Annotated in this window: 24 protein-coding genes and 1 pseudogene; 9 read left to right on the top strand and 16 right to left on the bottom strand. The window is 42.1% G+C overall.

The annotated features are described in order from the left end of the window. A partial coding sequence (locus tag AC58VC_RS16385; RefSeq protein WP_497369781.1) for an IS110 family RNA-guided transposase occupies window positions 1–644 on the top strand: 644 nt, incomplete at its 5' end. A 235-nt stretch (window positions 645–879) separates the two neighbouring features. On the opposite strand, the gene AC58VC_RS16380 is transcribed toward AC58VC_RS16385, so the two are convergent. From AC58VC_RS16380 to AC58VC_RS16350, 7 genes and pseudogenes are all read right to left on the bottom strand, one after another. Then, window positions 880–1,308, bottom strand: a complete 429-nt coding sequence (locus AC58VC_RS16380) for a hypothetical protein (RefSeq protein ID WP_497369780.1) — start codon at window positions 1,306–1,308, stop codon at window positions 880–882. Between the two features lie 133 nt (window positions 1,309–1,441). Continuing rightward, complete coding sequence (locus AC58VC_RS16375; RefSeq protein ID WP_497369779.1) at window positions 1,442–1,696, bottom strand: DUF3977 family protein; 255 nt, start codon at window positions 1,694–1,696, stop codon at window positions 1,442–1,444. Window positions 1,697–1,758: 62 nt separating this feature from the next. Next, window positions 1,759–1,902, bottom strand: coding sequence for a VOC family protein (locus AC58VC_RS16370; protein WP_497369826.1), 144 nt, complete (start codon window positions 1,900–1,902; stop codon window positions 1,759–1,761). 740 nt (window positions 1,903–2,642) lie between these two features. Beyond that, on the bottom strand, window positions 2,643–3,176 hold the full coding sequence (locus AC58VC_RS16365; RefSeq protein ID WP_497369778.1) for a hypothetical protein: 534 nt from the start codon (window positions 3,174–3,176) through the stop codon (window positions 2,643–2,645). A 236-nt stretch (window positions 3,177–3,412) separates the two neighbouring features. Next, entirely contained in the window at window positions 3,413–3,922 is a 510-nt protein-coding gene (locus AC58VC_RS16360; protein WP_497369777.1) for an NUDIX domain-containing protein, read from the bottom strand. 86 nt (window positions 3,923–4,008) lie between these two features. Further along, on the bottom strand, window positions 4,009–4,281 hold the full coding sequence (locus AC58VC_RS16355) for a hypothetical protein (protein ID WP_497369776.1): 273 nt from the start codon (window positions 4,279–4,281) through the stop codon (window positions 4,009–4,011). Window positions 4,282–4,535: 254 nt separating this feature from the next. Next, a pseudogene (locus AC58VC_RS16350) lies at window positions 4,536–4,955 on the bottom strand (histidine phosphatase family protein); the annotation flags it as partial. Window positions 4,956–5,286: 331 nt separating this feature from the next. Between AC58VC_RS16350 and AC58VC_RS16345 the strand changes: the two are divergent. The 4 genes from AC58VC_RS16345 (at window position 5,287) to AC58VC_RS16330 (ending at window position 8,301) form a co-directional block, all read left to right on the top strand. Continuing rightward, entirely contained in the window at window positions 5,287–5,922 is a 636-nt protein-coding gene (locus tag AC58VC_RS16345; RefSeq protein WP_497369775.1) for a D-sedoheptulose-7-phosphate isomerase, read from the top strand. Next, complete coding sequence (locus AC58VC_RS16340; RefSeq protein ID WP_497369774.1) at window positions 5,919–6,905, top strand: ROK family protein; 987 nt, start codon at window positions 5,919–5,921, stop codon at window positions 6,903–6,905. Before AC58VC_RS16345 ends, AC58VC_RS16340 begins: the two co-directional genes overlap by 4 nt. A 115-nt stretch (window positions 6,906–7,020) precedes the next feature. Further along, window positions 7,021–7,470: a NanQ anomerase/TabA/YiaL family protein gene (locus tag AC58VC_RS16335; protein WP_497369773.1), complete on the top strand. Its 450-nt coding sequence runs from the start codon at window positions 7,021–7,023 to the stop codon at window positions 7,468–7,470. Between the two features lie 18 nt (window positions 7,471–7,488). Beyond that, entirely contained in the window at window positions 7,489–8,301 is an 813-nt protein-coding gene (locus AC58VC_RS16330; protein WP_497369772.1) for an HpcH/HpaI aldolase family protein, read from the top strand. Between the two features lie 62 nt (window positions 8,302–8,363). Here the strand turns inward: AC58VC_RS16330 and AC58VC_RS16325 are convergent, their stop codons facing one another. The 7 genes from AC58VC_RS16325 to AC58VC_RS16295 form a co-directional block, all read right to left on the bottom strand. Continuing rightward, window positions 8,364–10,556, bottom strand: coding sequence for a helix-turn-helix domain-containing protein (locus tag AC58VC_RS16325; RefSeq protein WP_497369771.1), 2,193 nt, complete (start codon window positions 10,554–10,556; stop codon window positions 8,364–8,366). A gap of 162 nt (window positions 10,557–10,718) precedes the next feature. After that, window positions 10,719–12,296 carry an extracellular solute-binding protein gene (locus tag AC58VC_RS16320; protein WP_497369770.1) on the bottom strand — a complete coding sequence of 526 codons (1,578 nt, stop codon included), beginning with the start codon at window positions 12,294–12,296 and terminating at the stop codon, window positions 10,719–10,721. A gap of 99 nt (window positions 12,297–12,395) precedes the next feature. Next, the gene (locus AC58VC_RS16315) at window positions 12,396–13,271 is read right to left on the bottom strand and encodes a carbohydrate ABC transporter permease (RefSeq protein ID WP_497369769.1); all 876 of its coding nucleotides are present in this window, start codon (window positions 13,269–13,271) and stop codon (window positions 12,396–12,398) included. Continuing rightward, window positions 13,265–14,191 carry an ABC transporter permease gene (locus AC58VC_RS16310; protein WP_497369768.1) on the bottom strand — a complete coding sequence of 309 codons (927 nt, stop codon included), beginning with the start codon at window positions 14,189–14,191 and terminating at the stop codon, window positions 13,265–13,267. Before AC58VC_RS16310 ends, AC58VC_RS16315 begins: the two co-directional genes overlap by 7 nt. Window positions 14,192–14,432: 241 nt before the next feature. Next, window positions 14,433–16,853, bottom strand: coding sequence for an alpha-glucuronidase family glycosyl hydrolase (locus AC58VC_RS16305; RefSeq protein ID WP_497369767.1), 2,421 nt, complete (start codon window positions 16,851–16,853; stop codon window positions 14,433–14,435). 71 nt (window positions 16,854–16,924) lie between these two features. Continuing rightward, window positions 16,925–17,845, bottom strand: a complete 921-nt coding sequence (locus AC58VC_RS16300; RefSeq protein ID WP_497369766.1) for a dihydrodipicolinate synthase family protein — start codon at window positions 17,843–17,845, stop codon at window positions 16,925–16,927. A 242-nt stretch (window positions 17,846–18,087) separates the two neighbouring features. Next, the gene (locus AC58VC_RS16295) at window positions 18,088–19,053 is read right to left on the bottom strand and encodes a D-2-hydroxyacid dehydrogenase (RefSeq protein ID WP_497369765.1); all 966 of its coding nucleotides are present in this window, start codon (window positions 19,051–19,053) and stop codon (window positions 18,088–18,090) included. 307 nt (window positions 19,054–19,360) lie between these two features. Here AC58VC_RS16295 and AC58VC_RS16290 point away from each other — a divergent pair, with 307 nt between their 5' ends. The 3 genes from AC58VC_RS16290 (at window position 19,361) to AC58VC_RS16280 (ending at window position 23,239) form a co-directional block, all read left to right on the top strand. Then, window positions 19,361–21,850 carry an alpha-mannosidase gene (locus AC58VC_RS16290; protein ID WP_497369764.1) on the top strand — a complete coding sequence of 830 codons (2,490 nt, stop codon included), beginning with the start codon at window positions 19,361–19,363 and terminating at the stop codon, window positions 21,848–21,850. A gap of 79 nt (window positions 21,851–21,929) precedes the next feature. Continuing rightward, the gene (locus AC58VC_RS16285; RefSeq protein WP_497369763.1) at window positions 21,930–22,850 is read left to right on the top strand and encodes a helix-turn-helix transcriptional regulator; all 921 of its coding nucleotides are present in this window, start codon (window positions 21,930–21,932) and stop codon (window positions 22,848–22,850) included. A gap of 233 nt (window positions 22,851–23,083) precedes the next feature. Then, window positions 23,084–23,239, top strand: a complete 156-nt coding sequence (locus tag AC58VC_RS16280) for a DUF3973 domain-containing protein (protein ID WP_497369762.1) — start codon at window positions 23,084–23,086, stop codon at window positions 23,237–23,239. Window positions 23,240–23,734: 495 nt separating this feature from the next. Here the strand turns inward: AC58VC_RS16280 and AC58VC_RS16275 are convergent, their stop codons facing one another. Beyond that, window positions 23,735–23,941, bottom strand: a complete 207-nt coding sequence (locus AC58VC_RS16275) for a hypothetical protein (protein ID WP_497369761.1) — start codon at window positions 23,939–23,941, stop codon at window positions 23,735–23,737. 132 nt (window positions 23,942–24,073) lie between these two features. On the opposite strand from AC58VC_RS16275, the gene AC58VC_RS16270 reads away from it, so the two are divergent. After that, window positions 24,074–24,367 carry a DUF5110 domain-containing protein gene (locus AC58VC_RS16270; RefSeq protein WP_497369825.1) on the top strand — a complete coding sequence of 98 codons (294 nt, stop codon included), beginning with the start codon at window positions 24,074–24,076 and terminating at the stop codon, window positions 24,365–24,367. 74 nt (window positions 24,368–24,441) lie between these two features. On the opposite strand, the gene AC58VC_RS16265 is transcribed toward AC58VC_RS16270, so the two are convergent. Further along, complete coding sequence (locus AC58VC_RS16265) at window positions 24,442–26,556, bottom strand: M56 family metallopeptidase (RefSeq protein ID WP_497369824.1); 2,115 nt, start codon at window positions 26,554–26,556, stop codon at window positions 24,442–24,444. Between the last annotated feature and the right edge of the window lie 25 nt (window positions 26,557–26,581).

The raw sequence follows: 26,581 nt of genomic DNA, 5'->3' as shown, positions 1-26,581 counted from the left end.
CGGTTCTATTAGCCGATCAAGCAACGCTGTATACCAAGATCAGTCTTCTACTTTCCTCTAAACGCGGGCGCTCAGAAAACTGGATTAACGAAAGGGTTGGACGCCTGTTAGATTCGGCAAAACAAAATCCCTATCAGCAAACCATGTATTCTAGCCATTTGATTAACCTAAGGATCTTAATTACTCTCATTCTTCAGTACCAGGAGCATCTAGCTGAATTGGAAAAAAACATTGATGCCCTGGCTAAAGAAATTGAAGAATATGATTTAATTCAGTCGATTCCCGGTATTGGACCTAAAATTGCTGCAACAATTTTATCTGAAATTGGAGAATTCGACCGATTTGATCATCCTAAAAAATTAGTCGCCTTTGCAGGCATTGATCCAAGTGTTTTCGCTTCAGGTAAGTTCACTGCTACCCACAATCGAATAACCAAACGTGGCTCTAGGCAGCTTCGTTATGCGCTAGTTATGGCTGTCCAATGCGGACTAATTCGTTCCCGCAACACTCGGCTCAAAGAGTTTTACGAACGCAAACGAACTGAAGGAAAACCGCATAAGGTAGCACTAGTAGCTTGTGCAAATAAGCTTGTCCATTGGCTTTATGCCATCATTAAAAGCAAAAAGACACTCCGGCTAACTTAACTCTGATGATTATTGGCATAACCTTCCAAAACGGAAAAAATGGGAGGGTTATTTGGCATGCCTATTTTTCAATATACCACATGAATTTCACTTAATTCTCTGGAAATATTGACAAGCTATTAGCTGGTATAGCGGGGAAAAGGCGACCTCTAGATCTCGGCTACCTACACTGGTGTTTTATCAAGATTTATCAAGCTATGGTTTCTCGTTAGATTCAATGAGTGTTATGATACCATTAGTCGTAATACCCTTTTCTAAAAACGATTACTGCTTCTACGAGTGCTCCAGATCCCTCGTCTTCATCATAATCAGGTGCATATAGCCCAATACCAAGTTTATTTGATGTAACTCCCACATTCTCTTCATCTTCTAATGCATTATCAAATTGTTCCAACCACTGCTTTGCTTCTATAAAAGGAACCCCATTTAATGGTCTTCCATTGAATACCGCTTTTGTTGGCTGACAAAATTCAATAGCTTCACAAATTCCATGTTCTCCCGTGTAGTAAACAAAGACTACCGAATTGCCAAAAAAATCAGTGTATGCTCCCCGAATATCATGCTTATCGTCCGGTTTCTCAGACATTACGTCCCTGACTTGTTCTTTTGTCATTCCCAACGAAATTGGGCCAGCACATTCATATGGTTTTATAAGAAAATCCATTTAACTCCCCCCTACAGGCTACTCTTATTTATATACCATTTGTTACATTATGCTGCCCTTTACTTCAACTAGGCTGCCGATTAATACCGGCAGCCTCGTCTAGTTTCTCACTGAACAAACGTTCACCGTTAGTTCAACCCCGGGACTTTTCATCATAACATGTTAATCCAAAGATAAGTTTAAAAGCATGTCGTGTCTTTTTCATTCTTTTCAAACCTTCTCTGGAGTCCACAATAATAACTGTTTTGCCTAACCATATTCTAAAATAGCAGGATCGAAAAATAATTGGCATAATAATACCTTTTTGCTCAAATTCAGACCCGTCAGCAAGTTCCATTTCCGTACGAACCATCCAGGTATTCCCAATGCCGACCTCGATATATTTCAATCAGGTGACCCCCTCTAGGCTTGAAAAAGGTGGCCAACATCTGACTGGCTACCTTGTTAAATCTAATCCTTCAATTCAATCCGATTTCCTTCGGGGTCAATAATTACTCCAATCGTTCCCCAATCATGTTTCTTTACATCTACGAAAATGCCACGTTGCTTCAACTCTGAGACGGCCTCTTCAAAGTTATTTACGTTAAAACGAATAACTGTAGGATTCTCTGCCCGTGTTTTTTCTTTTATCGATGCAAACCCCCTTATCCTCCAACATGAGATAACTACCTCCGAAGTCTAGTACGGATAAGTGCTCTCCTTTTTTACGAACATGCAACCCTAATTTTTCAGAATAAAATTTTAGTACCACATTATAATTTTCACAAAACAAAATGAATCCGGTTTCATTTATATTCATTGAAATCCTCCTTTTTAACAAAATGTCATTCCAGAATAATAACATAATTTCCCTGTATTTTGTTGAGGAGATCTGCTCACGCTTAAAAGAAAAAAGGAGCAACTTCCGGCCTCGGCGAACTCCCCCCCCCTAACTTACCACTAACGTCTCCCGTTAGCTTAACGTCTCATTTCCATTTCGATTTGATACTTTTTACTAGTCCGAAAACAAATAAAAGAAAAAACTAAACTTATAATAAATGATATTACAGAAAGAAAGTAATCCCCATGAATTAAATTGAAAATCAGACCATACAAGCTTCCTGCTCCAAAGATAAAAGCAAATATAAGAAAAGAGAACTTTTGTAATTTGAAATAATATTGAATTGGCTTATTCAAGTAACATTGCACCCTAACATTTTTTTTATTTTGTAAATATTAAGTTCTACTAAGGTCTTCAACTATCCTCCCGTTAACGTAACGAGGCTGCCTATTTGCGGCAGCCTCTACTTATTGTTTATTAAGTTCTCGTCTTCCGTTAGTTTCAATGAACCCATCTATTCATCACTTTTCTTAATAAATTTCTCATCGTACAGCCCCTTTTTGATGAGGTTCTCAATTTTCTCTTTTGGAACGCTTACTGACAAGTCGCCCCCCCATGCTTCCCAATCTACAAAGACAATAAAATCATCCGATATGTCTAAGATTTCTTTCCATTCATATTCGTTTAGTCTCATGGATACATCAAACATAATCTGTTCTGTTTGCTTCCACCACTCGCCGTAATAATCATCTGGGTTCAACATGGAGATTAATAGTTTTTCTTTTTCTTTCAATTTTTCGTCAGTTAGGTCATTCTGATACTTAGCAGGCTGTTCTCCTGAATTAAAAGAAAACCCTGAACTTTCAAAGCATTCTTGGCGATACTTTAACAATCCTAATTGTATTAGGCTAACTAATGGGTCGTAATCATCTCTATAAAGGGCGATAAAGCATACCTTATCATTATGAGGTTTATCAATCTCTGATACAGCCCTCGGAATCAAATGGATTAATTCATTAATAATTTCATTTTTTAGTTCTTCGACCATCGTACACCTCTTGTCTGTGGAATCTGTTGCAAAATAGAGCACAACCATGCACTAAATATTACCACAGTGTTGTTATTCCGCCAGTTACTAACAGACTATTTTAAGGAGTGAGAAGTACCTACCATTTTTAAACTATTCTCTGTTAAGCTATCGTTCTCTCGTTAGGTTAGAAAAGGCCACCAATTCCACTGGCAGCCTTGTTTTGGTCGTCAATTTAGCTATCGTTTTCGTTAGCTTCATGCCAACCTCACTTTCTCCCAGTCATCTATTAGCGCCCAAGTTATTGCGGGGGCATTACCATCGGATTTCATGGTTCCTACATAAATGTCCGATGAGTTTTTGTTCTCAGAATAATGCTCCAACATGTATCTCGTTGTAGCGGTCACATTTAACTCTGTAACCGCTTTAATATCTACCCATGAGAGCTTACCTTCTTCGCTTTCACGAACAATCATATGCTTGACATGTGAAAAGTAAGCGTATTGGATTCTAATTTCCGTTTCTTTAATCCTCAATATTATATATTTGAGTTCTAACCCTGTTAAGTCGTAGCTTGTTAAACCCGTTTCTTCCTCAATTTCCCGAAAACATGCTTCCCTTGGGTTATTGATTTCACGCTGCTCTAAGTGTCCTCCGACTGGTACAAACATTCCCGAAACAAAACTATTATTTTGGGGCTTTTCCATTAATAACATTTTATCATCATGAATGAGGAAAGCCACCGACATTTGTCTTAAGGTAATCATTTAACCCCTCCAATATCATCACTATACCACAAGAGATTCAAGAATCCTGCAGTGGTCGCCGCGGCCTGCTCCCTGATCTCGGTGAACTATAGTCTCGCGTTAGCGGAATCACTCGGAGGCTTGCCACCGTCGTCGGCCTTCGGCTGTTGCTGCCAGAGCTTGTCCAGCTGCTCGTATCGCGCACGGATCTTTGGTATTGCTTCCTCGAGCAACTTTTCATGCCTCTCAGCCGACAGACGATCGAGTTCCTCTTTCTGCTCCGGGCTGACCTTGTACACTTTCGCCGTTATGATCTCGCCTGTTACATACAACGTTTTGGCTTTCTCCAAAAACTTTTTCTCCTTGTCCATGTTCGACACATTTCCTTCCAATAACTTTGTTTCCCTCTTTTCCTATTATTACGTCTGACTGGCCTCCACGCAATTAAAAAAACGATAGCCTCATGTTTTGAGCGTTAAACTGCCCGTTCGTATTAACAGACTGGCGATTGATTCAGTAGCCTGTTGTCGTTGAGCTAACGTTACCCGTTAGCTCAACAATGAATTTGATATTCCTTCGACTCACAATTTCCAATATGAAAGTGATAGAATTCATCGTTCGTCTGCTCATTAAATTATGCATTAATTATTCTACAGACACCACCATGGGTTACAATTAAAACATTTTGACTTTGATACTTTTCTTTGATTTCATCAAGAACATTAATAATTCTTTGTGCTACTTGTAAAATTGACTCACCTCCAGAAAGCTTGCTTGGAAAATGTCTTTTTGCTTCTAAAAACTTATTATTGTCTCGATAAGCTCCTTCAAACACCCCGTAGTCCTGTTCAATAAGTCTGTGATCTATAATAAGGTCTTTACTAATACCACTTGAAAGTATTTCAGCTGTTTTAACTGCTCTAAACAGAGGTGAAGTTAGTATAATGTCTATTTGCATCTTATTTATTATTTTTAAAAGTTCAACTGCTTGTTCTTTTCCTTTATCCGTTAGCTGGACATCAGATACTCCACAAACTCGATTTTCATAATTCCATTCTGTTTGACCTAGTTTTGAAGTACTCCTGACATATTAAATAAATTAACTCGTACACATTTTCTTTCGCTTTGATAACAGCATTGCTTTCTGTGAGGATGGGCTTTATGCACCGCAGCCATCCGTGATCGGATATAGAGATGGCGATCGAGCTGCCTTCATCCCTATCGCGCACAGTACCTTTCTTCGCGAATTACCTTGGCATTATTCTATAAGCGATTGACATTTTTGTTTATTCGTATCCAAACAGGTAGGCTTTATAATTAAAAAGTAAAGAGACCTGCAATATTTTGACGGAGATGGATATAAGTCATCACATGGAGGTATTTAAATGAACGAAATTCTGAAAATTACAACGACTCGCTACCCGGAGTTAGAAGCATGTATACCGGAGATAGAAGCAGCATTTGAGCTTTTGCGAGTTTCCTTTAGCCAAGGCGGTAAGCTGCTATTATGCGGTAATGGCGGTAGTGCGGCAGATTGTGAGCATGTTGTGGGAGAATTAATGAAGGGGTTTATGTCCAAACGACCGCTTCCAGCATCAACAATTGAACGATTTGAATCTGAATATCCTGGAGAAGGAACTTCGATTGCCACGAAGCTCCAAGGTGCTTTGCCGGCGATTTCTCTAGTCAGCCATTCCGCTTTTTTAACCGCTTATGCAAATGATGTAGCTTCGGAAATGATTTTTGCTCAGCAGGTTAATGGATATGGCCGCCCGGGAGACGTATTGATTGGTTTTAGTACTTCAGGCAACTCAGTAAATGTTCTTCGAGCTTTACAAGTCGCTAAACTGCAGGAGATGAAAACGATCGGTTTCACCGGATTTGAAGGCGGCAAAATGAAAGCGCTATGCGATGCTACGATCTGCGTGCCATCGGAACGAACCCCTAACATCCAGGAGAGGCATTTGCCCATCTATCATGCGCTGTGCATGATGCTTGAGGAGGTGTTCTTCCCCTCATGACAGTATTAGCTGCAATTGATATTGGCGGAACAAAATGCGCAGTCAGTTTAGGTGCTGTGGAGCAAGACAAAATGGATATTATGGAAAAAATGCGTTTTCCCACACCTTTGAATCCAGAAGCTGCGATCCAACAGATTATTTCCTCTTTGGAAATCTTACTTGCCAAGTATCCGAAAGAAAAAGTTGCTGCGATTGGCCTTAGTTGCGGTGGTCCGCTAGACAGTCGGAAAGGGCTTATTCTCTCGCCGCCGAATCTGCCGGGTTGGGATCAAATTGATATTATTACTCCTGTTCAAGAACGATTCGGCATTCCGGTCAGCTTGCAAAACGATGCGAATGCTTGCGCATTGGCTGAGTGGCACTGGGGTGCTGGTAAGGGCTGTAAGAACATGATCTTTCTTACTTTTGGCACAGGTATGGGAGCAGGATTGATTCTGAACGGACAGCTTTATAGCGGAACGAATGATATGGCTGGAGAGGTCGGACATATCCGTTTAAAAGCAGCTGGTCCAATCGGATATGGCAAAGCGGGCTCGTTCGAAGGCTTTTGCAGCGGCGGCGGATATGCACAAATTGCGAAAAACATGGCAGTAACCGCGTTACAACAAGGAGAAAGTCCCTCCTACTGCAGAATATGGAATGATTTAGAGAAAGTTACCGCGCAAAAGACAGGTGAAGCTGCGCAAGCAGGAGATACAACCGCATTACGTGTTTATGATCTGGTAGGTCGACAATTAGGTCAAGGTTTGGCAATGCTGATTGACCTGCTCAACCCGGAGCGGATTGTGATTGGCAGCATCTACGGCCGCCAGCAAGGACTCCTTGAGCCTAATGTAATGAACGTGCTCCGGCAAGAGGCATTATCCATTTCCTTGAATGTTTGTGAGGTCGTATCAGCCGGATTAGGTGAACAAGTCGGCGATTATGCCGGTTTATCTGTCGCGATGGAACAAGCCTATCAAAATAGAACAAAATTTAATTAATGTTAAGACAACATACGGCCAAATTGAAACAGCCTTTCCGAAAGTGGACGTTTCATTTCCTATTTGATTAAGTTAACCTGAAATTGTTAAGAAAAAAGAGAAATGGGGAATTCATTTGATCATCGACCGACTGGATCATAGTCATTTTTACAAAGACCTGCACCCTAAATTCACCAGAGCCTTTAATTATTTAATTGAAGCCCCCCTCATTACCATGCAGCCTGGCAAGTATGAAATTGAAGGTGATGATATTTTTCTGCTGCTGCAGGAGTATCAAACAAAAAGCGAGGAAGCTCAATTCTGGGAAGCCCATAATCGCTACATCGATATCCAATATATGGTGCAAGGCTCAGAACGGATGGGGTATGCATGTGTAGAGGATCTGCATCAAACGGAAGATTTCCTTGCAGAAAAAGACTACATGGTTTTGGAAGGAAAGGGACATGAATTTGTAGTTCATGAGGGTGCCTTCGCCATATTTTATCCCCAAGATGCGCACATGCCTTGCTTATATGATAAGCAGCCATCACTCATAAAAAAGGCAGTAATTAAAGTAAAAAGGTAAGAAAAGAGGAGAATCCATATGAACAATAAAGAATTGCAGAATCACCTCCGCAATGGACAACGAGCTTATGGGACACTGATCGTTTCGACCTCACCCCGTTGGCCTACCGAAGTCAAAAAATTAAATCTCGACTTCGTTTTTATCGATACGGAGCATATGTCCATCGATCGAGACATGCTCTCCTGGATGTGCAGAACTTATACTGCACTCGGGCTTGCGCCAATCGTGCGCATACCATCACCGGATCCCTATGAGGCAAGTAAAGCTATGGATGCAGGAGCGGCAGGAATTGTTGCCCCTTATATTGAAACACCGGAGCAGGTACAGGCGCTTCGTGGAGCAGTTAAGCTGCGGCCAATCAAAGGGAAGAAATTAAGTAATATTCTAAGTGGAACAGACAAGCCGGAGGAACCTCTGAAATCCTATCTAGAAGAGTTTAATTCAGGAAATATTCTTATTGTTAATATTGAAAGCGGGCCCGCTCTCGAGGCACTAGATGAAATCCTGCAGGTTCCTCAGCTGGACGGAGTATTGATCGGCCCCCATGATTTATCCTGTAGCCTGAATGTGCCCGAACAATACGATCACCCTGTGTTTAAGGAAGCTGTCAGCACGATCATCCGTAAGGCAAGATTAGTTAATGTAGCTGCCGGTATACATTACTTTTGGGGTGTTGAGCAGGAAATTGCTTGGGGACAAGAAGGTTTGAACCTCTTCGTCCACGCCTCCGACATGACTGCTTTCACAGCCCAAATGTCACGCAATATCAATGAAATCAAACGGAGGCTGGGCGATCGGTTAGAGAACGCTGATAACCGTATCCATATTTAATTTCAAGAGAAAGGAGCATAGGCTTTGCCTGTGCTCCTTAAGTTTTTTGTCATCCCTATACTTTAATTATTCCTGTTGGAATTGCGAAATAAATGAGGGGTTGTGCCTTCGTACTTTTTAAACAAGCGAATAAAAGTCGTTCTGCTGTAAACACCTACCCGATCCACAATTTCATTAATCGTCAGATCTGTTTCTACGAGCAGCTCCTTCGCTTTGGAAATTCGGTACCAGCTGATATATCCGGTAAGATTAATGCCTGTCTTTTCTTTGAAAATCCGTGACATATACTTGGCGGAAACACCCATCCCCTCTGCAATTTTCTCTAGGCCCAGATCACTGTGATAATTCTCCTCAATATACTTGATAATTACGGAGCTGATCTCATTGGATGTGTTACGATTTCGTGTCGTAGTCTGTTCAATGATCGTGTCAAAAAACAGGAGTAGATTTACCTTCTCCTCTTCGTTGTCGTCGCCTTTAAATAGAGTTTCGTTTCCGGCTATATTATGTGGCATTAAACCACGCTCAATTAAAAACCTACAGCCCGTATTATACATTTCTCTAAGCAAATTTGTAAGAAGATGACGGGGCAAATGCTTCTCTTTGTTTTTCTTCACAACCTCGTCGACTTTTAGTTGCAGATTTTCCTTATCCCCTGCTTTTAAGCAGTTAATTATGCTGTTTTCATCCAAAAAGGAATAGGAAACATGCATGAGCTCATCCGAAAGCGTCTCCGCATCGATGATCTGAAAATCCGCTTTCTCATCGCTGGTTTCCAAAGCGTTCATTGCATCTGAATAGGATTTGGCTATTCCCAATACATCCTGGTACTCCTTGCCGAGCCCGATACGTATGAGGCAATAACGCGAATCATAATGAAAGGTATCGATTATTTTCTGCAAAGCTTTCTTCAATTGAATGGTTTCCTCGAGGTCATTTAAATTAAAGATGCCGATGTAGAGGTTTTCTTTTTCCTCAAGCAAAAAGACATCCACATAGGAACGCAACAATCCCCCCATCAAGTTCCCCATCTTGCTCAAAATATTCATTCTATCCACATCTTGAATCTCGTTATAAAATGACTCTTTGAAGTAGAAACGAATGGCGAAGCACATATACATTGGTTTCAGAAACATCATGTCATTTCTTAACATTTCCCCAATTTCTTCTTGCCCGCTCTTCGATTTCATACCACGGAATAAATTGATTAAACACTCCTTGAGATATTCGGCTGATTGCGTTTCCAGCTTGCTTTTGATTTTATGATTACGTTCGATTAAGCTATTGATCCTCTTGCCGATATAATCAAACTCATTGTATTTGCCCGTTTCATTATTCATTTCGTCCGTAATATCATTTGCATCACTGAGGACATCGCGAAACCTTTTTATGGGGCTGTACAGGTTATAGGCAAAGATAAAAGAAAAAATAATACCGATCAGAATAAGGGTAAAACAGATTACCATGATTGAAGCAACAAAATAACTGGTATCCTTGTTGAATTCACTTATAGGTGCGACGTTATAATAATCCCACCCATAACTCTCTGAAATGATGCGGCTTACGACAAATTTTTTATTTCCAAGCATTACTTCACTGTGAGACATTTCAGTTGAATTAAAAATTTTGTGCAGTTTCTCAATAACAGAAGGATCACTCAAATTCGGATCACTGCTCACAATTACCCGATTGCGGTTGTCCGTGACAAGCATTTGAGTCGCATCCATCACTGCATGGTTCTGAATTGTCTTTAGAATCATATCCGTTGGCACAGTCGTCACCAGAACAACCTTATTTCCGCTGCTCGTGTTTGTGAAAACGAACGGTATCACATTTCTGGCATGCGAAGTACTTTGACTAACTCGGGATGTAACATCCAGAATCTCAAGGAAAGCCCCGCTCATAAGCTTATTATCCCAATACTTTTTATCGTATGCATTCATATGATAATATTGATCGAAAAAAAAGTTGAAATCGTTAAGTCCATCAGGAAGATAGACTTTTTCCGTATCTGCGTAAGCAAATATGTAATCAATCAGCACACCTAGGTTACTAGAAATGCGCCCTAACGTTGCAGGGATTTCTGGAATACGTACTCTGTCTGCTAGACTGTACTCGTCATACGGACGTAGCAGATCTTTATTTTCCGAGAAAAAATTTGCGCTTGAATCTTGAATCGTACGCAAATAAATTTCAATTGTGTCAACAGATGAACGTAAATTCATTTCTACTTTTTGCGTATAGTTTTCTTGCATTCGGCTGGTTGAGTTAAAATAAAAAACTGTCCCTATAATTAATATAGGGACTAAAAGGGATAAGAAATAACCTAGAATACGATAAAAAAGTCGGTTCAACGGAATGAACAATTTAATTCTATTTTTGAACATCATTGAACCTAACCTCCCCTTCTTCAGGTTTTACGGTGTGTTAGCGCGAATGTAAGCTTCACTGTAGATTTTCTCAATTTCCGCCACGCCATTGTCTGCCAAACTCTTTATAAACTTATCATAGTCAGATATTGGGCGAACGCCAATAATAAATTTATCCATTTCCTGATCTACCAACGTATCTACCTTTGTAATTAATTTCTTTAATTTTTCACTTTCTTCCTTATTAAAAGGAGGAATACTGCGTACTTGGAAATATCCATTAGCTTCTGTCATTTGAGAAGCCCAACGGGTTAATTCCGGATCGGAAACTTGAGCCATCGGGTGTTCATCTACATTCGGATCGAAAGCCTCAAATCCAACAGCGATATCCTTTTGCATGAAACGATAGGGATCTTTCGTATCTGCATACTTCTTGACGATATCTTCCTTCATCATTGGTTGGCCATTTACCACCGTATAGTGTTGACCCTCAATTCCATAGTTCATTAAGCGTGTGCCTTCAGGGCTATACAGCCAATCCATGAATTTAACAACTTTCTCAGGATCCTTCACTTTTGCACTGATGGCGTAGTGATGCAGCCAATCCTTAACATACATTGCCGCTCTCGGCTTTGCCTGCCCGTTCTGCAGTAGAGGCAGTAGATCGAATTTCGCATTTGGGTCGACGGCTTTCAACGCACTATTAAAATTAACTCCAAAGGAGTTATTGTCCCAATAGAATAACGCTTTACCTGAAGCCAGTTTTTCTTTCATTTGATCACCGGTATTCACCGCATAATCCGGATCTAGCAGCTTTTCTTTATAAAGTCTGTTGAGGAACTCCAGTACCGGTTTAAATTCAGGATGAGCTTGCCCATAAGACCAACTTCCGCCATTTATAGCCGGGTCGAAGTACATCCTGTTTCCTGAGCCCATCGCAAAGGATATTTCATTTAGCAGTTTCTTGGCGTTTTCTCTGCCTGTATAAGGAATCGAATCCGGATATGCTTCTTTAAATTTCTTTAGAACAGTATATAAATCGTCGAAAGTCTTAGGCATTTGCAATCCTAGCTTTTTAATTAAATCTACTCGGATCATAGGTGCACCAGCAAGCTGCAGTCTCCAATTTCCCAATTGTGGGAAGGAGTAAAATTTGCCGTCCACTTTGTTGTTGTTGATAGCCGGGTTTTCCTTTATTAATCTAGAGAGGTTCGGCGCATATTGCATATAATTACTAATATTAAGCAGAAGCCCGTCTTTTGCTGCATTGGCAAAAAGTTGATTGCCATTAGCCACCTTCATGATATCTGGTAAAGTATTCGTAGCGAAGATGGTTTGCAACCGTTGATCTAAGTTAGCGGGTGCAAGCTCAAAGTCCAATTTGACATTTGTCTTCTCAAACATAGCATCAAATACTGGCGATTTGGTGTTGATTTCACCATATAACACTTTAAGGGTTAAAGGAGCGTCCAGCAGTTTACCACTAGGTTGAGCAGTTCCAGGTTGTGTTGTCTTCGGTTCATCCGCGCTCTTTTTTGCCGTATTACTCGAACATGCCGAGATAATCAAGACTAGAACCAAAACAAAGGATAAAATGACAGCTGGTTTGCTTTTTTGATTAGCCAATTGATACCCTCCTAGAATACTATTTTTGTTTTCATTTTTCAATTTCCTAAAATTTCCATGTTTTATAATGAAGCGTCATCACTCCTTTCAAGGCTAGTATTATCCTTTTAACGATCCAACCATCACACCTTTGACAAAATACTTTTGAATAAACGGATATACAGCAAGAATCGGTAGAAGGGTAATAAAAATAAATGCATATTTCATGCTGGTCACGATCGTTTTCGAATCACTCTCAGCATTGCTGCCGCTACTGACCAGCCCGTCAATCACATAATTGCGCACAATAACCTGGATTGGGTACAGATCGGAGTCGCTCAGGTAAAGCGTCGCCGGAAAAAAGCTGTTCCAATGGGCAACCGCATAAAACATGCACATGGTTGCAATGACTGGCATGGAAAGCGGGAGCACGATTTGAAAAAAGATCTTCATATCTTGCGCACCGTCCATATGAGCCGACTCGTAAATCTCGTTCGGAATGTTCTGAAAGAATGTTCTCATGATGATCATGTTCCAAACATTGATTGCCGTAGGTATGACGATCGCCCAGATGGAATTCAACATATGCAAATTATAAACAACGAGATAGTTGGGGATTAAACCACCGTGAAATAACATGGTAATAATAATGAAAACGGTAAAAACATTTCTTCCATAAAACCGGTTTCGAGATAGCGGGTATGCGCATAGGGCAGTCATCATGACATTGATGAAAGTTCCGACGACCGTATATAAGATCGTATTGCCATACGCACGAACGACTAAAGGATTGTCAAGTACGGCACGGTAGGCTTCAAAATTGAATCCAACGGGTAACCATTTTACATCTCCCCTCATGACGCTAAGTCCATCACTGACAGATACAATAACGACATAATATAGGGGGTATAAAAAGGTGAACAGCATGACGATTATCAACGAATAAATGATGGCATTAAAAAAGAAAGAACCGAGTCCGATTTTTCGCGTTACCATAAACTAGTTTCACCGACTTTTCGGGAAATTTTGTTCGCTGAAGTAATAAATACTAAGGCAATTACCGATTGGAACAGTTCAACTGCTGTACCATAACTGAAATCACTGGAAAGCAATCCGCGTCTATATACATAGGTCGAAATCACATCTGCTGTTTCATAGGTAGGTCCGGTATATAGGAGCAGTATTTTTTCAAAACCGATAGTCATGATGCTACCCAAGCTAAGTAAAAACATAATCGTCAAAACAGGAATGATCCCAGGGATCGTAATGTTCCAAATTTGCTGCCACCGATTGGCTCCATCCATCTTAGCAGCCTCATACTGCTGCAAGTCGACAGAAGTAAGGGCAGCTAAATAAATAATGGAGCCCCAACCTACACCCTGCCAGATTTCCGAGCTCACATAAATACTGCGAAACCATCCCGCATCCATCAAAAATGGGACAGGCTCCTTTCCAAAGCTCCCTAACAGCTGATTGATTAATCCACCATTGGACATTAAATTCACGACCATTCCGCATACAATGACAGTTGATAAAAAATGTGGAAGATAGCTGATTGTTTGTACGAGTTTTTTAAAACGTAGAAATTTAATTTCGTTTATGACCAGAGCCAGTATAATTGGAGCAGGGAAAGAAAAAATGAGCATGTATATATTGATCGTAACTGTATTCCGTACGAGTTTCCAAAAATAGGGATCTATTAAAAACTCGCGAAAATGTGCGAAACCAACCCACTCGCTATGTAAGATACCTCTCACAAAATTATAATCCTGGAATGCTATCACAATGCCAATCATCGGAACGTACTTGAACAGGATAAAATAGACAATGGGCAAAAAAATCATGATGTATAAATACTTGTTTTCTACGATCCTCTTTCTCATTGTTTTGCCAACGAATGTATTAAGAAAAGTCAAATCATTTCTCCTCCTTATTAGATCAAGTTAACGCTTTCAAAATATATCACTTCCTTCGCGCAAAATTAACACCCACTTTAGTATTTTGCGTTTCATTTAAGCTCCTTTTTTGGTTTTGTTCCATTTTTCCACCTTGTATCATTTATGGTTAGTTCACACTTTGGAAAAAAAGCTATTACACCTCGCCTATTAATAGAAGTGTAATAGCTTTTTTACGTTGTCACTTTCTTTTTGATGATGGTTAGCTGTGTTTAACTTCGTGAGCCATGGTTTGGTTTGGCGTGCAAGGAATTAGCCAAATCTCTCCAATATTCATTCGCTTGGTTCCTTTCATACGGAGGAAGCTTAACTTCAATTTCCCCTCACTTATAATCTCGTGAGGGATAAAAGATTCATGTATAGTGACCGTTGACCCATTTACTGGAAGATTCTCGTAAACGATGAAGGAATCATTCGCTGTCAATTTCACTTGAACAGCTTTGTGCGCCTCCACCCCAATTTCCCCCACATAGGCCACTTTCAATTTATAATCTGCCGACGGATCAAGGTTCTCATAACGGACGATGATCGGGGTGTCGAGCATCACATTCACATGATTGATCCAAGCTAAAGGTATGCCGCCAAGCTCCTTTTCTTTTTCCTCTGCACGACCGGCTGATAGCAAATAAACGGCATGAGCGGTTCTTGGCGAGGCCAAATAACCCGGATCGTTGGCCCAACCCTGCCCCGGATCAATACGGCGGTTGCTGCGGTACGATCCCAAATTATCATAAAAGCCACCGGGTCCGGGATTCGTCCGATTCAGTATTTCATCAATAATCGCCAATCGTGCTGCCTCATCCTTAGCCTTGTGGATCATGGCGCATCGGATGCGCAGCCAACGGGAATCGTTCAAGGGATAGTTGATCGCATCTATGAATGCACCGCGATCCTGAGCAATCGCGAAATGCCGTGTCACAGTAAGCTGGTACCCAATATTCTCAAATAAACGGTCTGCCAATTCATCGCACCGCCTGCGATAATCCTGGGCAACGGGCTCAGATACAGCCCTGGCAAGGATTTGTTCAACCCGTTTCGCAGCAACCACTGCTCCCGTTAGCTCCACTTCCCGCAGCGCATCCATCGCTCTATATTCCAGCTCAGTTTCATAGACAAGTCTACGCTTCGTGTACGTATCATAGTAAGCCCGGAGCAATCCCATCTGAAAACGGTAATTGTTCAGTACGTTCCGGGGTGCCTCCCTTACCATTTGCTGCCACTGCAGCAAGGTCACTTCCACTCCTCCGTTCGCCAAGAGCGGACCAACCCAGTTGTCCTCCAGTGCTAGCAGTCCTTGTGCTACTCCATCTGCTTGCTCATAGCCGATAAACCACCTGCCGTAATCTCGTAGCGTTTCCACCACCGGTATCTGTGGATTCCAATCTTGATCGCTCCATACGAATTTGTTCACATCGTCATTAATGCCTTCAGAATAAGAAATATTGCCGACAGCATAAGAGGCGAATACATTATGAATTTGTTTTTGCGCCAAAGGACGCGGATTGGTGCTTTCTCTACCTAGGGTCAGCGCAAATGATAGATCCCAATCAGCTACTGGATATTGACAATGGAAATTATGCGTGATGTCTTCATAGCGGCGAATCGGATATTTCTGTGGAACGATCTTCCTTAGCTCGGGCAGAGTTTCATCCACATGAGGGCCAAACACGATGCCGCCAAGCCAATCCGGCTCCTTGCTCAGTTGCTCATAAAACCCCTTCTTCCATGCGGATGGATCCGCATTCATGACCTGCGACGACAACCAAATCTGAGCATCTGGGTGATAAGTGTGTAGCAGTCTCGCAACTTTTTCGCACCATACGAACAGCGGTTCAGGATCCAAATCGCCAGGATCACTGCCAGGAATGAAGACGTGTTGAATATGGGGAACCTTGCTAAATATTTGTTCGCGTTCGGCCAGTTCTGCTTCGACTATTTTCGGATCAGAGAAATCATTTCCGAGGTTTGGGTACCAGACCCAAGTGTCGAGACCATAAGAATGAATGACTTCTGATAGCCGAATCATCATTTCCATCGGTTCAACCTTCATCACTGGCCCTGTGGCATCATCATCGGTTCTCGGCGGCATGATTTCAATGCTGTTGGCGCCGAAAATAGCTAAATCCCGGATATATTGGTCGAACTGCTCCACACTCCAGGCATCATATGCATTGTTCTTAGGTCTATACCCAAGCTGATGCCCTCGGATTGAAAAGCTGGGAGCTTCAGTCAGGTTGAGCTCACGATCCAGCTGTATGACATTGTCTCCCCAGTGCAATAGACGCAAAAGCTTTCCCGTTCCGTAGAGAACGCCCCGGGCATCTGCACCGACGACAAAAACAGCTTGGCGTGAAGCTTCAGACACAGTTCTCAACGCAAATCCTTCTGGTGATAGAGCAGGAATGTCTTCATGCAGCTGGGTAGGGCCTATTCGATCAATCGATTCAGGCGTTCCGATTGCAATAAATGGAGTGTTACCTTCCGGGTAACTGTGCGAGCGATGCAGCGTAATCCCCGTCCGTTTAACCAATTCTTCGATTAGGACATCGACCGCTTTGGCTTCCGCACCCTTAGCATCCTTGGAATATACGACTGTTGCTTGTATCAAATTCAAATATGTCATTTGGAGACAACTCCATTCATGTTTTTTTATTATCATGATTTAGTTAAATCCGTGATTCTTTCAACACAAAACTATTTGTACTGTTCGGAGTATTCTTTGGACACTGCATAAAACTGCTCGACCATTTGCTTTCCGGTCTCGTTGAGGTCCTCAAACTTCCTTGAACGTGAATGGAGTCCAATACCCACACCATCCAAGTTTATGAAATATTTGGCATTAATCGGATAAGGCTGTCCTTCATGCGAAGAAGCCATTCCGATAAAATTCATCAACCTCTGCGCTTCTACAGGCTGGGTAAACCAATTACGGCATAGCCAGACGTAAAGTTCTGGATGAAAGTTAGCCATGATCCCGCTAAAGCCTGCAGCTCCTGCCTTTAACGAATCAAGCAGCGTTGTTGCATTCGCATTAAAAATTTTAAGTTGACTTCCTTCTACCGCTTTCAACTTGGCCTTGATTAGCGGAAGTGAACAGCTGGTGTCTTTCAGAAACAAAAACCGTTCTGTCCCTGCACACCATTCCAGCAATGCTGGCGAAAGCTCCCTTTTATATGGATAAGGGCATTCATAGAAACCGAGTGAAATGTCTACAGGTAACATCTCGAGCAATCGTTCCAGATTAGTTTTCCAAACATGATCAGATTCATCTTCCCGAGCTAACCGATTCGTAACCAGGACGACGGCATCCGCTCCGGCTCCGGCGATTGCAATAATATCTTCTACCTGCTCTTCAAGGAAATCAGAAACGTGCCCCGATGCTATAACCGGTATCCGGCCCGACGCTTTGCCTACAATAATTTGGGTCAATTCACTTCTTTCCTGACGCGATAAATAGAACATTTCACTTGATAAACAAACGGCAAACAGTCCATCTACTCCATGAGCGATATACCATTCGACCAAATCCCCTAAAGCAGGATAATCAATTTCATTCCTTTCATTGAAAGGCGTAATCATCGTGCTCCAGACACCATTAATAATCTCTTTCCCCATCGCTTTCACCTCCGAATTTCTTCTATCAAGTTAACATTTTCAAAATATAACACTTCCTTAGCGCTAAATTAACACCCACTTTCATATTGTTCGTTTCATTTTAGCTCCTATCTTGGTTTTGTTTCATTTCTCCACCTTGTTTCATTTATGGCTACGTCACATATTGAAAAAAAAGCTATTACACCTCGCCTATTATAGGCGTGTAATAGCTTTTTATGTAGATTTGTGTTGGCGTTCATGGGTTAGCCAATATCATTCACTACATGAATAGGACTTCCCGCTATGTATGCTCTAAGGTTTTCCGCTGCCGCAGCCATAAGTCGGCTGCGGGCTTCCTTCGTCGCCCATGCTATGTGCGGCGTAATGATGCAATTCCGTGCACTAAGCAGCGGATTGTCTGCCCCTGGCGGTTCTACGCTAAGCACATCAAGTCCCGCCCCGCCAATACTGTTTGCATTTAATGCATCCGCTAAATCCTGCTCCACTACTAATGCGCCTCGCGAAGTGTTAAGCAGTAGCGCTGTCGGTTTCATTTGTGATAGCCTTGCTCGATTAATCAACCCCTGCGTATCCGGAAGCAGCGGACAGTGCAGGGATACGACATCGGAATTGGCAAGCAGCTCCTCCAACGGGACGAACCGGGTGTCCGCCTCAACAGGACGAGGATTGCGGCCGCTTGTGCTTGCAAGCACTTCCATGCCAAGGGCCCTGCATACTTTTGCTACCTCTTGGCCGATTCTGCCGTAGCCGATGATGCCGATCGTCTTCCCTTGGAGCTCAATCAAAGGCTTCAGGCTAAAGCAGAAATCGCCGCTGCGACTCCATCCACCACTGCGCACTGCCTCATTATGCAGCCCGATATGATGGCATAATTCCAACAGCAGCGCAAGTACAAATTGAGCGACGGAGGGCGTACCGTAAGTCGGAACATTAGTCACGGGAATGTTTTGGTACGAAGCGGCCTGAATATCGACGACATTGTAACCCGTTGCCAGTACACCGATATAACGAAGATCAGGAAGTTGGTCAATCGTATCTGATGAAAGCGGCGTTTTATTCGTGAATAGGACATCCGCATCTTTTGACCGTTCCACGATTAACTCTGCGGGCGTTCGTTCATATACCGTAACCTCCCCCATAGCCTGCAGTTCCTCCCAGCTTAAGTCTCCTGGATTCAGAGTATGTCCATCCAATATTACAATTTTCACCTTTTTCACCCTTTCAATCTGTCCTTTTTAGAAACTTCATGACAAAGTCTATTTCTTGCCCGAAGCTTTGTCAATAGCCTTGAGTGCGCTTACAAATCATATATAAACATAGGATAGATAGGATTCATGTAGAAATATGGCCGACTATTAACCAAAATAGGTGTTAACGGAGGATCTAACTAAAAATATAGTTGGCTTAATTTTATAAACGAAAGTCATTATTTCACATTCTTATCCATCTCCAAATCCGTTACATTGAAAATGAAAAGACGCGATAAACCAAACTGTAGAGAGTAGGGAAAAATAATTGGAAAAGAAGACGCAATTACATCTTATCGGAAACGCTCATTTGGACCCTGTGTGGCTATGGCAATGGCAGGAAGGTTATGCTGAGATTAAGGCAACCTTCCGGTCTGCACTCGATAGAATTAAGGAATTTCCTGATTTCATCTTCACCTGTGCTTGCGCAGCCTACTATCAATGGATTGAGGAAAATGCGCCTGAAATGTTTGCAGAAATCCAACAGCGCGTTGCTGAAGGAAGATGGGTCATCGTCGGAGGCTGGTGGATTCAACCGGATTGCAATCTACCTTCTGGAGAGTCCTTTGCCAGACAAGGCCTATACAGTCAAAGATACTTCCTTGAAAAATTCGGCGTCATGGCCAATGTTGGCTATAATGTCGATTCTTTCGGTCATCATGGCATGCTACCGCAAATATTGAAAAAGAGCGGGCTTGATTACTATGTGTTTCAACGTCCGAATATTAAAGAGAAAGATCTCACGAATAGTCTATTCTGGTGGGAAAGCGAGGATGGCACACGTGTTATGGCGTTCCGTTTGCCAACCGGCTATACAGACCAAGGACCTGTGCGAATGGAAGAACGAATCCTTAAGCATATTGATTTGGCTGAGAATGAGGGAAATCCTGTTATGTCTTTCTATGGTGTAGGAAACCATGGCGGCGGACCGACAATTGCCGCACTTCTTAAATTGGAAGAGCTGCAGAAGCAGTACGGAGAAGACAACCTCGTGTTCAGTTCGCCGAAAGCATTTTTTGCTGACGTAGAGAAGCTGAATCTGGATATCCCTACTCTAAAAGAGGATTTGCAGCTGCACGCCATTGGCTGTTATTCAGCCCACTCGGAAACGAAAGCTTACAACCGCAAGGCAGAGCACCGCTTGTTAACAGCAGAAAAATTCTCAGCGTTGACCCATCATATCCTTGCACTCCCTTACCCGCAAGAAAAGCTTCAACACGCCTGGCAGCTCGTCATGTTCAACCAGTTCCATGATATAATGGGCGGCTGCAGCATTAAAGAAGCTTACGAGGACTCACGCGAGTCCTATGGCGAAGCACTGAATATATCAGCTGTCGCGCTTAATGCAGCGTTGCAAAAAATCTCTTGGTCGATTGATACGATGCTGCCCGAAATAAAGTCACTAAGCAAGGAAAACGATTGGATGCTCTGGGAGCAGGCGGATCTAGGCGTCCCGCTAGTCGTCTTTAATCCCTTGTCATGGGAAGTGAATACTCCAATTTATCTTACAACAGAGCTCACGAGCATTACAGATGAAACCCAGCAGCCTATCGCAAGCCAAACGATACGCGCTTCACGTACAAACGGAAGAAATGACAAGTGGGGAAGTATGTTCATTGGCCGAATCCCGGCTATGGGTTACCGCGTTTACTGGATTTCCAAAAAGAAAAACCAGGAGCAACCGCTGCCTACTGCAGCACTTACAGTCAGCTCGACACTTTTGGAAAACGAATTTCTCCGTGTTGAATTTGATCCCCATAACGGCAGTATCGTCAAACTTTGGGACAAACGTCTTGAACTTGATATTTTCAACGGCAAAGGGGCTGTCGCTCAAATTATCGACGAGTATGATTCAGATACCTGGAGCCATGAACTCCGATCGTTTCCTAACCTAATAGGTCAGTTCACCGATGCGAAGTTCCGAATATTGGAGGAGGGTCAGCTACGGGCAGGAATACGTATTACCAGTCGATATAATCAGTCCGTGCTGCAGCAAGACTTCTATCTTTATCACGATCGTGCTGATATTGAAGTAAAGGTGCAGCTTGACTGGCGAGAAAAGCATAAAATGCTTAAGTTTGCATTCCCAATCAATGCCCAACAGCCTGAGGCCACTTATGAAATTCCATATGGTTATATGGTCAGACCGGGAGATGGAGAGGAAAAGCCTGGTCAGCAGTGGGTAGATATAAGCGAAGCTAATGTCGATGAGAACGAAGCGAAATACGGATTTGCACTGCTCAATGACAGTAAATATGCTTATGATGTCAATGAGCATACTCTTCGTATGACCGTCGCACGCGGAGCCATTTTTGCCGACCACTTCGGCTACCACCATGGTTCGCGAGATGATTTATGCGAATATATGGATCAAGGGATTCAGGAATTTAAATACACTATGGTGCCTCATGAAGGCACATGGCAAGAAGCAAGTATAGTGAAGAAGGCCTATGAGCTTAATGTACCGCCAATCACCATAATTGAAACGTACCATCACGGTTCACTGCCGCAAAAAATGGACGGAATTCATATTTCCAACGATGGAATCATTGCGCCAGTATTCAAAAAAGCAGAGGACGGAAATGGCTACGTGCTGCGCTGCTATGAGACATCAGGCTTCAAGACAGATGCAACAATTGAAATACCTTTCCTAAACCGCAAATGGTCAGCCACCTTTGGGAAATGCGAGATCTTAACCTTCTTGATTCCTGATGATCCCACTCAGCCAGTTAAGGAACTAAATTTATTAGAAATGTAATCAACAGGGTATTCTTACCTTGCCGGGATGCGGTACAATGAAAAGATACACCAAATCCTGCAAGGAGTATCCTGTTCCCATGTCTATTCTGATTGAGAGCTATGTTGAACAGCTGCGTGCTCTGCAAAAATGCATCATGCAGCCTATTACCTTTAACGATATGTCATTTGTGCTTCTTGATGCATTACCCGCTTATCATGAACCGGATTGGACCTGTGAAGAACATCGCCATCCTTGGTTTGAGTTTAATTATGTCATGAAAGGTAGCACGATCACGACATTAAACGGTGTTCCCTTTCGGATAGAAGCAGGTCAATCCTACTTAATTCCACCTGGCCAAATACATGGCCACTACCATGAAATTAAGGAAGTAGAGGATGGCTTTTGCTTACGCTGGCAACTTCAACTGCTTGATGTTAATTCCAGTCATGCAGCCACCAGCTGCGGAAATGACTGGATTCGATGCTTTTCACAACCTAGACCAATTGCTGTTGAGACAGAGCACAACTTACCGCTGCTGAAACTAAATCGTGACTTGAGTGTGTCAACCATACAAGCAACCCTACTCCACTGGCTTAGCAACATATATGAAGCCTGGCGTCCTGAACAAAACAAAACAGTTGAATTGAAACATAATGTGAATTTCCTTCTCGTTCAACAAACAGACCTCTACTTGGAAAAATATTATGCCACAGAGTTTAAAGTCCATGATGTTGCCAATGCTTTACATGTGAGCTATCGCAACCTGTCGAGGATGTATAAACGGGAAACAGGACTAACTTTAATCGAAAAGTTAAACGTTATCCGAATACGACAAACAAAAAGATTAATTAAAGAAACTAATCTATCCCTAAGAGAAATCGCTATGGCTGTTGGCTTTAAAAATGAATTCTACCTTTCCAATATGTTCCGGCGATATGCATTAATGTCTCCAACTCAATTTAAGCTACAGATAGACCCGTCTATCACCCCACCTCTTGATTTTGAACGGCATAAATAAGGAACTATAATCAAAAATGCGTGACCAGAAAGTCAGTTAAGACTTATGGTCTCTTTATTTATTTGGGATATAGAAAGGACCCTAAATGTTTGCCCTTGAAACGGAAGTTGCTCGTAATATTTGAAAAAGAGGCGCCCCTATACGCATATAGGTTCGGCCCAGTAAATTGCCTGTGTAACACCGTCGAAGGTTGCCCAACTTAATTATTTTTAGATAATTTATCTTTTCGCATTATGGTATTACGAGGTGATCCAATGTACTATTGCGTCCGGTGTAGAGGACTCCACTTGCGTTCTAAATCGAAACAAATCCTAATTTTTCGTTCAGGGTTCCATTACATTGATTCAACTCTTTATCATGCAGGAGTTTGTAATATTGACAGAAAGTGAGCTTGTAATGTTTTTGTATTTGTTAATCGTAATCCCTAACTCCATAAAAAAGCGCTCTCCCTAGAAGCGCAGAGGCAGCCTAATGAGAGACTTTTACCGCATTCATCCGCACGCAATCGGCTGCCCCGATATAATTTTGCCGGCTGATAACCTGACCCAAAGCATCCGCAGGAATGGTAAGCAAATCCACTTTTATATAACAGTTCTACCTATGCCCATTGCAATTTATAATCTTGTTTTGGTACCTTGAAATCTTGCCACGTATCATTCATGATTTCGCTCAATTGAGGACATTTAAATTGCCTATTTCTAATCTCTGTGTCACTAAGTTCAAGATCTGAGGCTTGTTTAAATACGTTTCTACAATTAAAACATGCATCAATGTCTTTATATGACCCATACATCGCATATCTACATATAAATTCACTCTCCTTTCTACGTATTTTGACGTTAAACTATCGTGTCCCGTCGTAGCTTAGTCCGTTACGTAACGAATCACGGTTTTATCCCCGTCTGTAGTACGTGGAAAAATTGCTCTAATATTTCATTGATGAAATCAGGTTCATCTGGCAACCTCTCAATGTATTTCCACAAAATTATTTCTTCTGTATCTAGATTTACGACCTCATATTCCATCTTTATAGATTCCTTTTCAAGTTCATTCTTTTTGTTTTCTGCCCATAGTTGAAACTTAGTTCGCATTCTTCCGACCTCCTCTTCTTACGTAACAAAGGCTGCTTCGCGGCAGCCGTTCAACTATCGTGTCCCGTTAGTATAATCTCTTATCATCCTGCCAAAGGAAAACCGCCCCACTGAAAGGGCTGTAAATAAACTATTATATCCGCTAATCCTTCTGAGAAGGAACCCAGTTTCGATCTCTATCATGATGACGGGGTGAGTTTGGATTATAAACAAGGTGCTTATGATTTGATTCGTATTCGCTGTCAAAAAGACTCCGATCAAATTAACATTGAGCTTACAACGGAGTATCATGGACTGTTGGATGAAAATTCAACAACAGAATTTGCATTCATTGTTCATGACTCTTCTTCTATTTATCAAGAATTAAAAGTGCAATATGAAAAAGGAACACAACGCGAATTTATCTTGACTACTGTTGTTAAATAACTTGTTTTAAAGCAAAAAACATAAATGACCTTACGACATGTCGTAAGGTCATTCTCATGCAGTTTCATTTCACATTATTTATCAAATGCAGCTGCTTTAGGTGAATAGACCGAGATGGAGCTCACTTCGGCTTTTTTATTTCCAGAAAGATCTGGAAGTACGATTCGCAGCTCATAATTCCCAGTTTGATAGATGAGAAGCTCTTGCTTACCTTGGCTAACCGTTTGAGTAGGCTTGCCTAGTACTTGAAGGAGATCCCCATATGTAACAACATTGCCATCCTTGACAGCATCCAACGCGCTACCACTTAATCGAATTTCATACACAACATCACCATGACCTGTGGCAAATTCAATTGTACCTTTGTTCATGCCGGGTGCATATGCCTCATAAGGGTTACCCGCTGAGGAGGCTTTATCAGGTGTTCCCCAGGATTTATGAACATCATCAATCAAAGATTTACCAACGATAATGCCAGCAACTCCCTTGGCCTCACCCTTCGTCGCTAGTTCCTTCATTTGCTTCAGAAGTGAAGATTTGCTATTCGTTGTTGCCGGTGCAGCCGTTGGTTTGGAAGGTTGATTATTATCTGCCATCAGATTTGTCGCCGCCTGATTGCTGATAACAGCGATATGATTTAACACCGCATCCCCTTGCTCCTGTGCAGGTAGCGTAAAAATAAATTTCAATTGAAACTGCTCATTGAGTTCGTAAGTCAGAATTTCTTCCTGCTGAGCGATGTTATCCGTGGTCGCTTGCCCCATTTTGCTCTTAACCTGAGCTAGCGTGATGAGTTGTAAGTCCTTATCATAGGATCGAACATCATAAATTTGGCTCCCTTTGTTATAACCAAATGTAATTGCCCGATCTGAATACGTAGCATAAATGCCATCCCCTGCTGGATTTTCTTGATCTGGCTGTCCCCAAGCTGCTTTCACTTGATCAATAAGTGACGACTTGGCGGCGAATTCACTGCCTTTCACTTTACCTTCTTGTGCAAGCTCAAGGATCGAATCTAACGGATCTTGCTTACTGGCGCTAGTATCCGTAGAAGCAGTTGAGCTCGGTGAAACCGTGCTTATTGGGGCAGCCAATGAAGTCTGAGCATGCGTGCTTCGTGCCGTTGTCAACGCGATGCCACCAATGACCACAATTGTTGCAAGACCAAGAATAGACCAACGGTATGAACCTTTTTTGAATGATTTTATCATATGAATTCTCCTCTTCAGTTGAGCCTTATTTCCCGTGAAGGATGCTGATCCCGGTGTTCGTACAGTGTGCGAGAGTCTCTCCATTAACGTAATAATCGTTCGCCCATATTCCAATGATCGTTGGGGCTCTAAATACGTTAAAACAAGCGCGTCACAGGCTAACTCTTGATCCTCTCTCATGCGCGAATAGGCATACCAGAGAAATGGATTAAACCAATGAATAAGAAGCAGCATGTAAAATAACCAATTCACCGCAATATCCTTGCGTTTTAGATGTGCTAACTCATGCATGATAATATACTGCAGTTGCTCATCACTCATAGTCTCGATCTCGTTTACAGGTAAGAGCAGTTTCGGTTTCATCATGCCGTACAACGATGGGCTCCGTACAACGGTCGAGTGCACCAATATGACGTTCTGATTGACCGACATGATCTTCTTTGAACGTTCAAGAATTTCCAACATTCGCGAATCTTGCCGATCTACTTTTCCCTTCATGATCTGGTTATATTGACGTCTGTTCATGCCAAATGTGTATATGATCAGCACCAGAATACCTAAGAACCAGATGGAAAGACTAACGGTCATCACGCTCAATCGAAAATTTGGCGTTATTTCGCTAACTTGATTGGATTGCGACAGGTTGTTACTTGATTGCACCTTCGGTGTATCCTGCCGTGGCTCCTGTACTTCCGACAAATTCTGAAGCTCAGCTACAAATCTCTTGTTAGGATCAATTGTATCTGCCTTGAACGCAATTACATGACTAATATGAGGTAGATTGTAAATACTAAGGATATTGGGAGGATCCCAAGGTACAGCTAGCTTAATCATCACTAAAAACCACAAAGCATACTGCCATCTTGGTTTTAACCGGTCTCTCAATAGCCATTTAGCCAAAAGAATCAATATAACGATTACCCCAGCCATCATAGAGGTTGTAAGTACCCATTGAAATCCTACTTGAAGGTCGTGCATCACCAAAGTTAAACGCCTCCCTATT

The sequence above is a fragment of the Paenibacillus sp. J22R67 genome (assembly GCF_059692175.1).
The sequence above is the reverse complement of the archived record's forward strand: the minus strand, read 5'-3'. Positions and strand labels throughout refer to the sequence as shown.